This is a genomic window from Pseudomonas sp. SP16.1 (assembly GCF_052682975.1).
The window spans coordinates 4,550,229-4,563,930 of sequence record NZ_JBQYFZ010000001.1 but is presented as its reverse complement, the minus strand read 5'-3'; the positions used below and the strand labels follow the sequence as shown (position 1 = coordinate 4,563,930).

Below are 13,702 nucleotides of genomic sequence, written 5' to 3'. Positions count from 1 at the left end.
CGAGTTCGCCTTCATGCGCCGCGCGCTGTTCGGCGGCCTGGCGCTGGCCGCCAGCGCCGCCCCGCTGGGGGTGTTCCTGATCCTGCGCCGCCTGAGCCTGATCGGCGACGCCATCGCCCACGGCATCCTGCCCGGCGCGGCGCTGGGCTTCTGGCTGTTCGGCCTGAGCCTGCCGGCGCTGACCCTCGGCGGGCTGGTCGCCGGCCTGGGCATGGCCGGTCTCGCCGCCTGGGTCACCCGCCATACCGGCCTGGGCGAGGACGCCAGCCTGGCCGCCATCTACCCCATCTCCCTGGCCAGCGGCGTATTGCTGTTGGGCCTGGCCGGCAAGCGCCTGGACCTGCTGCACCTGCTGTTCGGCTCGGTGCTGGCGGTGGACCAGGCCACCCTCGAAGGCATGCTGCTGGTGTCGCTCGCCAGCCTGCTGGGCCTCGCGCTGATCTACCGCTGGCTGGTGCTGGACAGCCTCGACCCGCTGTTCCTGCGCAGCGTCAGCCGCTTCGGGCCGCTGGCCTACGGCCTGTTCCTGAGCCTGGTGGTGCTCAACCTGGTGATCGGCTTCCAGGCCATCGGCGCGCTGATGGTGGTCGGCCTGATGATGCTGCCGGCCGCCGCCGTGCGCTTCTGGAGCCGCCATCTGCCGCACATGCTGACGCTCGCCGCGCTGATCGGCGCCGGCTGCGTCTGGCTCGGGCTGCTGCTGTCGTTCCACCTCGACCTGCCCAGCGGCCCGTGCATCGTGCTGCTGGCCGGCCTCGCCTACCTGCTCTCGCTGCTGCTCGGCCCCCTCGACGGGCTGCTGCGCCAGCGTCATCGCCAACCCGCCCTCTGAGGAAAACCTCCATGCGTTTGCTGCTCGCCCTCTGCATCCTGCTCCTGCCGCTCTCGTCGCCCGCGGCGCAGCGCCTGCAGGTCGTCACCAGTTTCAGCATCCTGGCCGACATGACCCGCGCCATCGCCGGCGAGCGCATCGCCCTGGTCAACCTGGTCGGCGCCGACGAGGACGCCCACGTCTACACCCCCAGCACCGCCGATGCCCGCGCGGTGCGGGACGCCGACCTGATCATCGCCAACGGCCTGGGCTTCGAGCCCTGGCTGGGCCGGCTGATCGCCAGCAGCGAGGCGCGCGGCCGGCGCCTCGAGGCCAGCGCCGGGGTGTTGCCGCTGATGCTCGACGAGGGCGGCCAGCAGGTGGCCGACCCGCATGCCTGGCAGAACCTGGCCAACGCCGAGATCTACGTGCGCAACATCGCCCAGGCGCTGAGCCAGGCGGACCCGGCCAACGCCGCGCACTACGCCACCGGGCGCGACGCCTATCTGGAGCAGATCCGCCAGTTGCTCGGCGAGGCCAAGGCGAGCCTGGGCCGCTTGCCGGCACAGCGGCGCAATATCGTCACCAGCCACGACGCCTTCGCCTACCTCGGCCAGGCCTACGAGCTGAAGTTCATCGCGCCCCAGGGCCCGAGCACCGAGGACGAGCCCTCGGCGGCGCAGGTGGCCGCGCTGATCCGGCAGATCCGCGAGCAGGGCATCCGCGCCGTCTTCGTGGAAAACATCCGCGACCCGCGCCTGCTGCAGCAGATCGCCGCGGAAGGCGGCGCACGCATCGGCGGCACCCTTTACTCCGACGCCCTGGCCAGCGAAGGGCCGGCCAGCACCTACCTGGGCATGTTCCGCCACAACCTCGAGACCCTGCGCGCGGCGCTCGAGCCTTGAGACAGGACATGGCATGAAGGCTGTAGGAACGAACGGGCGGCGCTCCGCTTCATTCGCGATTTCGCCGGCGGGTCGCGAACAAGACCGGGGCCGCGCCACATCAGCAGGTTCCTTGTAGGCGCCGCGCCCCACGGCGGATGCGCTCGGGGTGACCGCGCAGAATCGCAAGCTTCGCCCCGGGGCGCGGCTCCTACGCTGAGACAAGGGCCTGTCGGCCGTGGGGACGACGGGCCTGCGACAACGCTGGGCGCATCCAGGAGGATGAATCCGCGGGTCTCTATGCTTAGATGAAGGCTACTCGCGAACCAAGGAAACCCCATGCAGATCGAGCTGATCGAAATCCGCGATCACCTGCAACGCTTCCCGCCTTTCGACAAGCTGCCGGAGGAGACCCTGAACGAGATCTCCCGCCAGGTGCAGGTCGGCTACTTCAAGGCCGACAGCGAGATCCTCGCGCCGGGGGCACCGATCCATGAGCTGCACTACGTGCGCAGCGGCGCGGTGGAGATCCACCGGCGCAGCGGCGAGCTGCACAACCGCCTGACCGAGGGCGAGATCTTCGGCCAGGCCGGGCTGATGGGCGGCAACCGCGTGCGCCTGTCGGTGCGGGCGCTGGAGGACAGCCTGATCTACTTCATCCCCGGCGCCCTGTTCCACCAGCTGTGCGAGCAGTTCGACAGCTTCGCCGACTTCGTCGAGCTGGTCGGTCAGTCGCGCCTGAAGTCGGCGCTGGAAGACAGCCAGGGCAAGGCCAGCGAGCTGATGAAGATCACCGTGCGCAAGCTGATCGGGCGCGCGCCGGTCAGCGTCATGCAGGACACCCCGGTGCAGGAGGTCGCCCGGGTGATGACCGAGCACAGCGTGTCCTCGGTCATCGTCGTGGCGCCGCAGACCGACGCCGCGCCGGCGGCCGGCGAGCGCCCCGCGCAGCGCATGGCCGGCATCCTCACCGACCGCGACCTGCGCACCCGCGTGCTGGCCGAAGGCTTGCCCGGCCACACCCCGGTCAGCGAGGTGATGTCGCCCAACCCCATCACCACCCAGGCCGACGACTCGGTGTTCGAGGCCATGCTGAGCATGCTGCGGCACAACATCCACCACCTGCCGGTGCTCAGCCGCAACGTGCCGGTGGGGGTGATCAACCTGGCCGATATCGTCCGCTACGAGTCGCGCAGCAGCCTGTATCTGGTCAACAGCATCTTCAACAAGCAGTCGGTGGAGGCGCTCAGGAGCCTGACGCCGGACCTGCGCGCCACCTTCCTGCGCATGGTCGCCGACGACGCCAACGTCAACATGGTCGGCAAGGCCATGAGCGGCATCGGCCGCGCCTTCACCCAGCGCCTGCTGGCGCTCGGCGAGCAGAAGCTCGGCCCGCCGCCGGTGCCCTACTGCTTCATGGTCGCCGGCTCCCTGGCACGCGACGAGCAGCTGATGCTCACCGACCAGGACAACGCCATGGTGCTCGACGACAGCTTCGATCCCGCCCTGCACGACGACTACTTCGCCGAGCTGGCGCAGTTCGTCAACGACGGCCTGGCGACCTGCGGCTACGCCTACTGCAAGGGCGGCATCATGGCCAACAACCCCAGGTGGCGGAAACCGTTGCGGGTGTGGCGCGACTACTTCATCCAGTGGATCGAGCAGCCCAACCCGGAGACCCTGCTCAATGCCAGCATTTTCTTCGACCTCGACGGCGTCCATGGCGCCACCGAGCTGGTGGAAAACCTCAAGGACCTGCTCGCCAGCCGCGCCAGCGGCAATCCGGCGTTTCTCGCCGCGCTGGCGCGCAACGCGCTGAACCGCACGCCGCCGCTGGGCTTCTTCCGCACCTTCGTGATGGAAACCGACGGCCAGCAGAAGCACATCATCAACCTCAAGGGCCGCGGCACCGCGCCGCTGACCGACCTGATCCGCGTGCACGCCCTGGCCTGCGGCTCCCGGGCGCAGAACTCGCTGGAACGGCTGGATGCCATCGCCGCCACCAAGCTGCTGCCCAACGAAGCGCTGGAGGGCCTGCGCTACGCCTTCGAGTTCCTCGGTCTGGTGCGCATCCGCCACCAGGCGCACGACCTGCAAGCCGAGCGCAAGCTGAGCAACTACATCGAACCGGAGCAGATCAGCAGCGAGGAGCGGCACAACCTCAAGGAAGCCTTCCAGATCGTCAGCAACGCGCAGAAATTCCTGCGCTTCCGCTATCCGGCGCAGCCGCTGGGGCGTCTGTGATGAGCGCCACGGACTGGCCCGAGCGCCTGCGCCAGCTCGCCGAAACGGCCAGAGATCCGCGCCTGGCGAGCTTCTACCAGGCCGGCTGCCCGGCCGCCGAGGCCCCGCTGGGCGAGGCGCCACTGCTGGCCATGGACGTGGAAACCACCGGCCTGGAGCCGGGCCGCGACGCCATCGTCAGCCTCGGCCTGGTGCCCTTCGACCTGCGCCGCATCCGCTGCCAGGAGGCGCGCTACTGGGTGGTGCGCCCCAGCAGCGAACTGAGCAGCGACTCGGTGACCTTCCACCACATCACTCATTCCGACATTCGCCACGCCCCACCGCTGGACGCGGTGCTCGGCGAGGTGCTCGAGGCCCTGGCAGGCAAGCTGGTGGTGGTGCACTACCACCGCATCGAACGCGGCTTCCTCGACCAGACGCTGCGCCGCCAGCAAGGCGAGGGGCTGCTGTTCCCGCTGCTCGACACCATGGAGCTGGAGGCGCGCCTGTATCCGCGCCGGCGCCCCGGCCTGCTCGGCCGCCTGCGCGGACAGCGGCCGGTGTCCATCCGCCTGGCCGACAGCCGCCAGCGCTACGGCCTGCCGGCCTACCGTGCGCACCACGCGCTGAGCGACGCCCTGGCCACCGCCGAACTGCTGCAGGCGCAGGCGGCCACCCACCACTGGGCGCATACGCCGGTGGGCGAGCTGTGGCGCTGAGGCAGCGCTGAGACGGCGGCCCCTTGTAGGGTGCGCCGCGCGCACCGCTCCCGGATTGCATCCGGGCTACGGTCCGTAGGAGCTCCGCCCCGGGGCGAAGCTTTGGGGTCTGCGTTGCACGCTCGAGCGCCTTCGCCGCGTGGCGCGGCTTCCACCAAAACAGGGCTATGTCCCTGTTAGCTGTTGCCAGGGTTCCAAGGAAGGCTCGGAAGCCTTGTAGGGTGGGCCGGGCGGCGATCCGCTTTAGCCCACGCCAACCACCGCTGGTGGGCTAAAACCCACCCTACGGGCCTTTGCATCCACTCCCAACACTTAACGCAGAGATAGCCAAAAACATCGTCCCCGGTATGAATGCCGGAACCGCCATCAGGCAACGAAAAAAGCCGCGATACCCATCGGCATCGCGGCTTTTTTCTTGGACGAGAGGTGCCCCTGCTCTGCCAGGGGCACGTCCCACGGACGCTAGTCGCGCGACAGCACCCCGGCACCGCCCGGCACCGCACGTGGCTCGCTGAGCAGGCCCTTGATCACGGCGACGCAACCGACCAGCAGCACGATGGTGAACGGCAGGCCGGTGGATACCGCCATGGCCTGCAGCGCCACCAGACCACCGCCGAGCAGCAGGGCGATGGCCAGTGCACCTTCGAGCAGCACCCAGAACACCCGCTGCGATACCGGCGCGTTGATCTTGCCGCCGGCGGTGATGGTGTCGATCACCAGCGAACCGGAGTCCGACGAGGTGATGAAGAACAGCACCACCAGCACGATGGCGGCGAAGGAGCTGATCGCGTTGATCGGCAGCTGGTCGAGCATGACGAACATCTTCAGTTCCAGCGCGGCTTGCTGCAGTTCGGTCAGGCCACCCAGGGCCTGATGCAGCGCGGTGCCACCGAAGGTACTCATCCAGATCACCGACACCAGCGACGGCACCAGCAGCACGGCGATGAGGAACTCGCGCACGGTACGGCCACGGCTGACGCGAGCGATGAACATGCCGACGAACGGCGACCAGCTGATCCACCAGGCCCAGTAGAACGCGGTCCAGCCCTGGCTGAAGTTGGCGTCCTCACGACCGATCGGGTTGGACAGCGCCGGCAGGTACTGCAGGTAGGCGCCGAGGTTGTCCAGTACACCGGTCAGCAGCAGCGCCGTCGGGCCGGCGATCAGCACGAACAGCAGCAGCGACAGGGCCAGGCCGATGTTGATCTCGGACAGGCGCTTGACGCCCTTGTCCACGCCGGTCAGTACCGAGCACAGCGCGATCAGGGTGATCACGATGATCAGCAGCACCTTGGTGGTGGGTTCGGCCGGCAACCCGAACAGGGTGTTCAGACCGGCGGTGGCCTGCTCGGCGCCCAGCCCCAGCGAGGTAACCAGACCGAACAGGGTGGCGAACACCGCGAGAATGTCGATCAGGTGACCCGGCCAGCCCCACACCCGCTCACCCAGAATCGGGAAGAAGATCGAGCGGAACGACAGCGGCAGACCCTTGTTGAAGGCGAACAAGCCCAGCGCCAGCGCGACGATGGCGTAGATCGCCCAGGGGTGCAGGCCCCAGTGGAAGATGGTGGTGGCCATGCTCAGGCGCGCGGCCTCGGCGGAATCGCCAGCGGCCGCACCCAGCGGAGCCCAGTCGGTGCGTACGCCATTCTCGCCAACGGCGACGCCGGCCAGGGACGAGTCGTAGTGCGACATGGGCTCGGCCACGCCATAGAACATCAGACCGATGCCCATGCCGGCGGCGAACAACATGGCGAACCAGGAGAAGTAGGAATAGTCGGGGCGGGCCAACGTACCACCCAGGCGCACCTTGCCCAGCGGCGAGACGATCAGACCGAGGCAAAGCAGCACGAAGATGTTGGCCGAGCCGAGGAACAACCACGTCAGATTCTGCGTGAGCCAGTCGCGAACCGCTTTGAACACCGGCTCCAGTTCGGTGTGGAACGCCATCGCCAGCACCACGAAGATCAGCGCGCTAAGCGCCGAAAAGAGGAATACCGTGCCATGGATGTCGAGATTGACCAGGTAGCGGCCGCGAATATTGTCCTGGCCGACGACGTAGTCGGTGTCTATCAGATTGGCGGCGCCGCTCGGGGCGGGGATACCGTCGTTGTTGGCTGTGCTGGACCCCTTGGGTCCTTGGGCTTGGCTCATGTATGGCTGCTCCTTCTTGTTATCGCGTGCTCGACGCGGCGCGCGGCGCTGTGCCGATCGCGGAGGCCGACGCTAACAGAAGGCAAAACCGGCCAGAGCGGCGCAAGCGGCGTGGGGCTATCCATTAGCGACGAGGGGCGGTTTGGCGTTGGAGAACGCGTCGAGCGGCTGGATGGCGCGGCGATCAGGTAGGAGCGGCCGGGCGGCATTGCGCTTATCCGCGAAGCCTTGGCTGCTTATCCACGGGGAAGCGTCGAACAGGCCATTTACCGTCACTCCCGGGAAGGCGGGAACCCAGGCGCTACGGAAGTTCTGGATTATTCCCCTTCGGGCCAGCGCAAGCGCTGTTCAGCGATAGAACTGCTGTCCCGCCTGCGCGGCAATGGCGACTACTTCAGGGTTTCCACGAGAGTATCGGCAGGCTGATATCGCATGGGCATTGACGCGAGGCCAATCCTTCGCGACCGATAAAAGGCAAAGGCGAGAGCCACCCTCCAATTCCCTCCTCACCCTCTACCGTGGACAGCCCCAGCAAAAATGGACTAGCGTCCGACTCATGCCTGCCGGCATTACGCCAGCAGCCGGGCTTGTCGCCACCCTGTCGCGTTTTCTCCAGATGCTGTCGCGTTTGCTGCGACTATTCTCAAGCAAGACAAGGACTTACAGGACGACAAGGAAGGTTATGCGACAGCTGTCGCGTGGAAACGCGACAGCGATGTCGCCTAATTAATAGTTAGGTGCTCAAATGGACCGAGTTGAAATTGAGTACAAAGGCAAGAAATACTTTCGCCAAGGACACGATTGGTATTCTTCACTCGGTGAAAAGAAGCCGGAACTGCAAGATGTATTGAACAAAAAGCTCTTAGAACATGAAAACGACAAGCTATGGGTAGCCAGATTAAATGATGACACGCTAGTATTCGATAAAAGAATACCTCAGCCCGGAGAAGTCGTCACATTTTGGTCCTTAGAAAATAATCAATTTATTGATTATGAGCGGGGCTATGCAAGAGGCCACTCAATACAAATTAAAGATCAGGCACAGAAAACAAATATTCTTGAAAAATATCGAAGCTCAGCAGTTGTTCGCCATCGACTAAAACTTCAAGCAATGGGTAAAGAATATTCTGGTATTCGAGACTCATCAAAGAAAGCACGTCGAGAAACAAACTGCTGGTCATGCAAGAGCCCTATCACATCAGAAAACCTCCCAGAATGCGTAACATGTGGGTGGATCTTGTGCAGTTGTGGGGCATGCGGCTGTGGACGGCCATTTCAAATATGGGAGTAATAGCTACCAATCTATACCCCAAAACCTCTAGTCAAGGAAGTAAAATCTAATATCGAGGCATCAACAAAACAGTGTGCAACCACCTAACAATGCGCTCAAAGCGCTCACTCCGTTCGCTGGGACCGGCGAAGCCGGCCCCTTAGCTTAATCGTTAGGCAAAGCATGGAATCCAACAACAAAAACGCTTTGATTGAATTGCAGCACATTGAGCTAGAGCTGCGAAACAACAGAACACAACATTTCAGACATTTCGTAGACCAGTACTACTGCTACAAACATAACCATGTGAATGGCAGTGGCAAAGCAAACTGGGAAGGAATGGTATGGAAGGGCTTCGTATCTACTGAAGCGCTTAAAACTACAGACAGAAAAAGTGTAGTTAAAGAGCATGTAATACCGCTAAAAGTCATAACAAAAATCTTGCTAGAGCATTCAAAGCAAGGTGACTTTAGCTCTGAGTCAATTGCCAAAATCCTTGATGCCCATCTAATTTTTGCAACCATTTCTCAACGTGAAGACAAGCTATTGAGAGATGCCAAGCTTACAAGCAAAATGCCCAGCGGATTTTGGGAGCAAGGCCACGCCTTACATAACGATCCGTTTGCCAGATACAAAGAAGTTGGAATTTTAATACTAGACACAAGCAGGGCAGAAACTGATTCATGCGCAGCTTATGCCTAACAAGTGGTTCAAGCCGTTCGCTTCGCTCACTCGGGACGGGCTAAAGCCGGCCCCTTAACCAAACGTTGGCCTACAGGACGATAGAGTATTGGGATAATTCCATGAAAGCTCGATGCCCTAGTTGTGGCTATATCACAGACAACCTTCCGCCAAGCCATAAGTGCCCTCAGTGCGGCATTTTTTCTCACGACTGGTTGATTTATGACTGGGAAAGCTTTTCCTTATCCAAACGCCGACACATCAGATATAACCTTATAATCATTGGCGCAGTTCTAGTTAACTTAGCTGCAGCGATTACATTAAAATCAACAGATGCATTTCAGTGGTTGTTTAACTTGTTATCAATCCCGGCAATGATAAGTTTGTTTTATTGCCGGAAGCAGCTTAGAAGAAAATCGGAGTATGAAGGGCATAAAGGCCGGGTTACGCGTCCCTGGTTTATCCATTTCGGCTGACTTTAAGGCGGCTAACAATTGGTATATGGACTCTCCCCCGCAAGCAGTGAGCAATAGCTTTTCGATCCAGTCGTCGGCGCGGTTGCATTCGTATATCCGGCCTTGTGTCGGGCATCGCCCTGGCCATTCTGTAGTTCGCGCAGCAGGGGCCAAAGCGATCACGCTTGTTATCGGCCTTGTTCCACTGCAGGACTCGCCTGCTCCGACTGTTCTTGTGAAGCGGCTCTCGTGGCGCCATACCGCCCAACCCTCTAGTCTTCTACAGCTTGATTGGCCTCGAAGGAGCTACCCATGCAAAGGAAAAATGCCGCGCCGATGACGGTGCTATACGCGAGACAGGAGCTGACGATCCCGGAGGTCTGTATCTACGCGCAACAGTACGGCGCGCAGATGATGGCGGAGGTCGAACAGTACGCGTTACAGGTCGTTGGGCCTTGGGTGTTCATTTCCTACAACCTTCCCAAGAACGCCAAGCAGCGATACACCGCCGAATTCTGCTTGCCGATCGACAGTGGTGAAACCTATGTGGACGGCAGGTTTGCCGTCAAAGCGCTGGGTAGCTTTCCCTGCGCCTATGCCGAGTACCGGGGCACGCGGCGCCAACTGTTCACCCAGGGCTATCAGCCACTGGTTCGTGAAATTGTCGCGGCCAACTTGCCTTTCACTGGCGAGAGCCGGGAGATCTACCACAGCTGGATCGGCCCGAATTCGTCGGATAACCGAATCGAAATCCAGTTCGGTGTCGCCTCAGAGTTGGCAGCGCGATATGGCCAATAGTGCCCAGCGCGCAGATGGTGGATGAATCAAGCGTCATCCACCCTACCCAGGCGGCGCTACGGTTCCGGTCGAATGCGCAGTCGGGTTCGGACGCTCTGCTTATCCACCGACGCCACTAGGACATCGGCACAGGCGATCCAATGCCGAACATCCCAAGCCCCTCTCCCCCAGCCCTGTGGATAAACGGCAAAAGCTTCGCGGATACGACCGCATGGATGCAGGATGCCCAAGCCGAAATCCGCGCCTACAGGGGGGCGAACCCGAGGTCGCGAGGCCCGCGCATAAAAAAGCGCGCCCGCAGGCGCGCTCTTGAGCAGCAGCAACAGCGCTTAGCGCGGTTCGCTCAGCAGCCCCTTGACGATGGACACGCAGCCCACCAGCAGCACGATGGTGAACGGCAGCCCGGTGGACACCGCCATGGCCTGCAGCGCCACCAGGCCGCCGCCGAGCAGCAGGGCGATGGCGATCACGCCTTCGATGCTGGCCCAGAACACCCGCTGCGGCACCGGCGCGTTGACCTTGCCGCCGGCGGTGATGGTGTCGATCACCAGGGAGCCGGAGTCCGACGAGGTGATGAAGAACACCACCACCAGCACGATGCCGATAAAGGAGGTGATGCCGGTCAGCGGCATTTCGCCGAGCATGGCGAACAGCTTCAGCTCCAGGCCGGCCTCCTGGGCGCCGGTGAAGCCGTCTACCAGCAGCTGGTTGATCGCGGTGCCGCCGAAAGCGGTCATCCACAGCACCGACACCAGCGACGGCACCAGCAGCACGGCGATGAGGAACTCGCGCACGCTGCGCCCGCGGCTGACCCGTGCGATGAACATGCCGACGAACGGCGACCAGCTGATCCACCAGGCCCAGTAGAACGCGGTCCAGCCCTGGCTGAAGTTGGCGTCCTCGCGGCCGACCGGGTTGGACAGCGCCGGCAGATACTGCAGGTAGGCGCCGAGGTTGTCGAAGAAGCCGGTGAGGATCGCCAGGGTCGGCCCGACCAGGATGACGAACAGCAGCAGGGCCATGGCCAGCACCATGTTCAGCTCGGACAGGCGCTTGACGCCCTTGTCCAGACCGGCGACCACCGAGCCCAGGGCGATGGCGGTGATGGCGATGATCAGCAGCACCTTGCTGGTGTCGGTGGCGGCTATGCCGAACAGGTATTCGACACCCGCGGCCGCCTGCTCGGCGCCCAGGCCGAGCGAGGTGACCAGGCCGAACAGGGTGGCGAACACCGCGAGGATGTCGACCAGGTGACCCGGCCAGCCCCACACGCGCTCACCGAGGATCGGGTAGAAGATCGAGCGGATCGACAGCGGCAGGCCCTTGTTGAAGGAGAACAGCGCCAGTGCCAGGGCGACGATGGCGTAGATCGCCCAGGGATGCAGGCCCCAGTGGAAGATGGTGGCGGCCATGCCCAGGCGCACCGCCTCCTCGCTGTCGCCGGCGGCACCGCCGAGCGGCGCCCAGTCGGTGCGCACACCGTCCTCGCCGACGCTGATGCCGGCGATCGCCGAGCTGTAGTGCGACATGGGTTCGGACACGCCGTAGAACATCAGGCCGATGCCCATGCCGGCGGCGAACAGCATGGAGAACCAGCCCGCGTAGGAGTAATCCGGCGTGGCTTCCTTGCCGCCGATGCGCACCTTGCCCAGCGGCGAGACGATCAGGCCGAGGCAGAGCAGCACGAAGATGTTGGCGGCGCCGATGAAGAACCAGGCCAGGTGGTGGGTGAGCCAGTCTCGCAGCGCGCTGAACAGCGGCTCGACCTGGTTCTGCAGGGCCAGGGCCAGCACCACGAAGATCACCGCGACCAACGCGGAGATGGTGAAGACCTTGCCGTGGATATCCATCGAGAAGATGAACTTGCCCTGGATGTTGTCCTGGCCGATGACGTAGTCGGTGTCGATCAGGTTGGCCTCGCCGGTCGGTGCCGGGATGCCGTCGGAAGTTTCCGCTGCGGGTGGCGGGGTCATGTCATGCGAAGGGACGTTTCCCATGTGGCGTGCTCCTTGATGCGTTTGACTCGCTGAACGAGCGTGAACAGGACGGTGTGCCCTCCTCAAGTAAAGACGACCCACCTTGGGTCGAACCAGCAAGGGTAACAGATGAAACCGGCTCATGCGGGAAACAACCTGTATGAAAACGGCAAATACAGTTCCCTGCGCGCCCCCTGCCATTCGCCGGGCGGCCATGGCACGATGACCGACGAACGACGTGCAGCGCCCGCGGTCGGCTGGGTACGGCCCCGGCAACGAGGAAGTCCATGGATTTCGGCATCCCCCACCTGTTCGCCTGGCTGATCGCCGCGATCCACGGCCTCGGCGTGCTGGTCGCGATCCACGCGGTGCTGACCGTGCGCACCGCGCAGGGCGCCCTGGCCTGGGGCCTGTCGCTGTTCTTCATGCCCTACCTGACGCTGCTGCCCTACCTGATCTTCGGCCGCAGCCGCTTCGACGCCTACGTCAAGGCGCGGCGCCAGGCCGATGCCGAGATGCACCACGCGGTGGCCGCGCAGGACTGGCGGCCCTGGGTCGAGGAGGCCAAGGCCGCCAGCCAGATGCCGGCCTATCGGCGCCTGCCCGCGCTGCCGCGGCTGTCGCCGATGCCCAGCCTGACCGGCAACCGGGTGCGCCTGCTGATCGACGGCGACGCCACCTTCACCGCGCTGTTCGCCGCGCTGCAGGGCGCGCAACGGGTGATCCTGCTGCAGTTCTTCATCATCCGCGACGACAGCCTGGGCCAGCGTTTGCGCGAGGTGCTGCTGGCCCGCGCCGCCGCCGGGGTGCGGGTGCATGTGTTGTACGACGGCATCGGCAGCCATGCCCTGCCGCGCGCCTTTATCGATGCGCTGCGCGCCGGCGGCGTGCAGATCCACGCCTTCCCCACGCGCAGCGGGCTGTACAACCGCTTCCAGCTGAATTTCCGCAACCACCGCAAGATCGTCGTGGTCGATGGCGAGATCGGCTTTCTCGGCGGGCTCAACGTCGGCGTCGAGTACCTCGGCCAGGTGCCGCCGCTGGCGCCCTGGCGCGATACCCACGTGGAGGTGCGCGGCCCGGTGGTGGCCAGCCTGCAGGAGGCCTTCGCCGAGGACTGGTTCTGGGCCTGCCGGCAACTGCCGCCATTGTTGCTGCCGAGCCGCCAGGAGCAGCCGGGGGTGCTCTGCCAGGTGGTCACCAGCGGCCCGGCCGACCCGCAGGAGACCTGCTCGCTGCTGTTCGTCGAGGCGATCAACGCGGCGCGGCAACGGGTCTGGCTGAGCAGCCCCTACTTCATCCCGGACGAGGCGGTATCCGCCGCGCTGCGCCTGGCGGTGCTGCGCGGCGTGGACGTGCGCCTGCTGCTGCCGTCGCGCCCCGACCATCGCGTGGTCTACGCCGCCTCCAGCCTGTACGCCTTCGAGGCGCTGCGCGCCGGGCTGCGGGTGTTCCGCTACCAGCCGGGTTTCCTCCACCAGAAGGCGCTGCTGATCGACAGCGACATCTGCCTGCTGGGCAGCGCCAACCTCGACAACCGTTCGTTCCGCCTTAACTTCGAGGCCACCCTGGTGACCCTGGACGAAGGGTTCGCCGAGCAGGTCGCGGAAATGCTCGAGGCCGACTTCGCCTGCTCGCGCGAACTGCTGCCGGCCGACCGGCGCAACCTGCATCGCCTGCAGCAGCTGGCGATGCGCGTGGCGCGGCTGATTTCACCGATTCTGTGAGCGG

10 protein-coding genes are annotated in these 13,702 nt (G+C 64.0%); 8 read left to right on the top strand and 2 right to left on the bottom strand.

All coding sequences use genetic code 11. The annotated features are described in order from the left end of the window. Positions 1 to 13 precede the first annotated feature (13 nt). The 4 genes from ACUTAF_RS21480 to ACUTAF_RS21465 all read left to right on the top strand — a co-directional run bounded on the left by ACUTAF_RS21480 (position 14) and on the right by ACUTAF_RS21465 (position 4,637). Positions 14 to 832, top strand: a complete 819-nt coding sequence (locus tag ACUTAF_RS21480; protein WP_445582486.1) for a metal ABC transporter permease — start codon at positions 14 to 16, stop codon at positions 830 to 832. A gap of 11 nt (positions 833 to 843) precedes the next feature. Beyond that, positions 844 to 1,716 (top strand): metal ABC transporter substrate-binding protein, encoded by an 873-nt coding sequence (locus tag ACUTAF_RS21475; RefSeq protein WP_445581866.1) that lies wholly within the window; start codon positions 844 to 846, stop codon positions 1,714 to 1,716. Between the two features lie 318 nt (positions 1,717 to 2,034). Then, the gene (locus ACUTAF_RS21470; RefSeq protein ID WP_445581865.1) at positions 2,035 to 3,939 is read left to right on the top strand and encodes a DUF294 nucleotidyltransferase-like domain-containing protein; all 1,905 of its coding nucleotides are present in this window, start codon (positions 2,035 to 2,037) and stop codon (positions 3,937 to 3,939) included. Next, positions 3,939 to 4,637 carry a 3'-5' exonuclease gene (locus tag ACUTAF_RS21465; RefSeq protein ID WP_445581864.1) on the top strand — a complete coding sequence of 233 codons (699 nt, stop codon included), beginning with the start codon at positions 3,939 to 3,941 and terminating at the stop codon, positions 4,635 to 4,637. The genes ACUTAF_RS21470 and ACUTAF_RS21465 overlap by 1 nt, the downstream gene beginning before the upstream one ends. 462 nt (positions 4,638 to 5,099) lie before the next feature. On the opposite strand, the gene ACUTAF_RS21460 is transcribed toward ACUTAF_RS21465, so the two are convergent. Next, positions 5,100 to 6,791 (bottom strand): BCCT family transporter, encoded by a 1,692-nt coding sequence (locus ACUTAF_RS21460; RefSeq protein WP_445581863.1) that lies wholly within the window; start codon positions 6,789 to 6,791, stop codon positions 5,100 to 5,102. Positions 6,792 to 7,536: 745 nt separating this feature from the next. On the opposite strand from ACUTAF_RS21460, the gene ACUTAF_RS21455 reads away from it, so the two are divergent. From ACUTAF_RS21455 to ACUTAF_RS21445, 3 genes are all read left to right on the top strand, one after another. Further along, on the top strand, positions 7,537 to 8,082 hold the full coding sequence (locus ACUTAF_RS21455) for a hypothetical protein (protein WP_445581862.1): 546 nt from the start codon (positions 7,537 to 7,539) through the stop codon (positions 8,080 to 8,082). 162 nt (positions 8,083 to 8,244) lie between these two features. Then, the gene (locus ACUTAF_RS21450) at positions 8,245 to 8,763 is read left to right on the top strand and encodes a hypothetical protein (RefSeq protein WP_445581861.1); all 519 of its coding nucleotides are present in this window, start codon (positions 8,245 to 8,247) and stop codon (positions 8,761 to 8,763) included. Positions 8,764 to 9,509: 746 nt separating this feature from the next. Beyond that, on the top strand, positions 9,510 to 9,995 hold the full coding sequence (locus ACUTAF_RS21445; RefSeq protein ID WP_445581860.1) for a hypothetical protein: 486 nt from the start codon (positions 9,510 to 9,512) through the stop codon (positions 9,993 to 9,995). A 329-nt stretch (positions 9,996 to 10,324) separates the two neighbouring features. On the opposite strand, the gene ACUTAF_RS21440 is transcribed toward ACUTAF_RS21445, so the two are convergent. Continuing rightward, positions 10,325 to 11,992: a BCCT family transporter gene (locus ACUTAF_RS21440; RefSeq protein WP_445581859.1), complete on the bottom strand. Its 1,668-nt coding sequence runs from the start codon at positions 11,990 to 11,992 to the stop codon at positions 10,325 to 10,327. 266 nt (positions 11,993 to 12,258) lie between these two features. Here ACUTAF_RS21440 and cls point away from each other — a divergent pair, with 266 nt between their 5' ends. Beyond that, the gene (gene cls, locus ACUTAF_RS21435) at positions 12,259 to 13,698 is read left to right on the top strand and encodes a cardiolipin synthase (RefSeq protein ID WP_445581858.1); all 1,440 of its coding nucleotides are present in this window, start codon (positions 12,259 to 12,261) and stop codon (positions 13,696 to 13,698) included. Positions 13,699 to 13,702 lie beyond the last annotated feature (4 nt).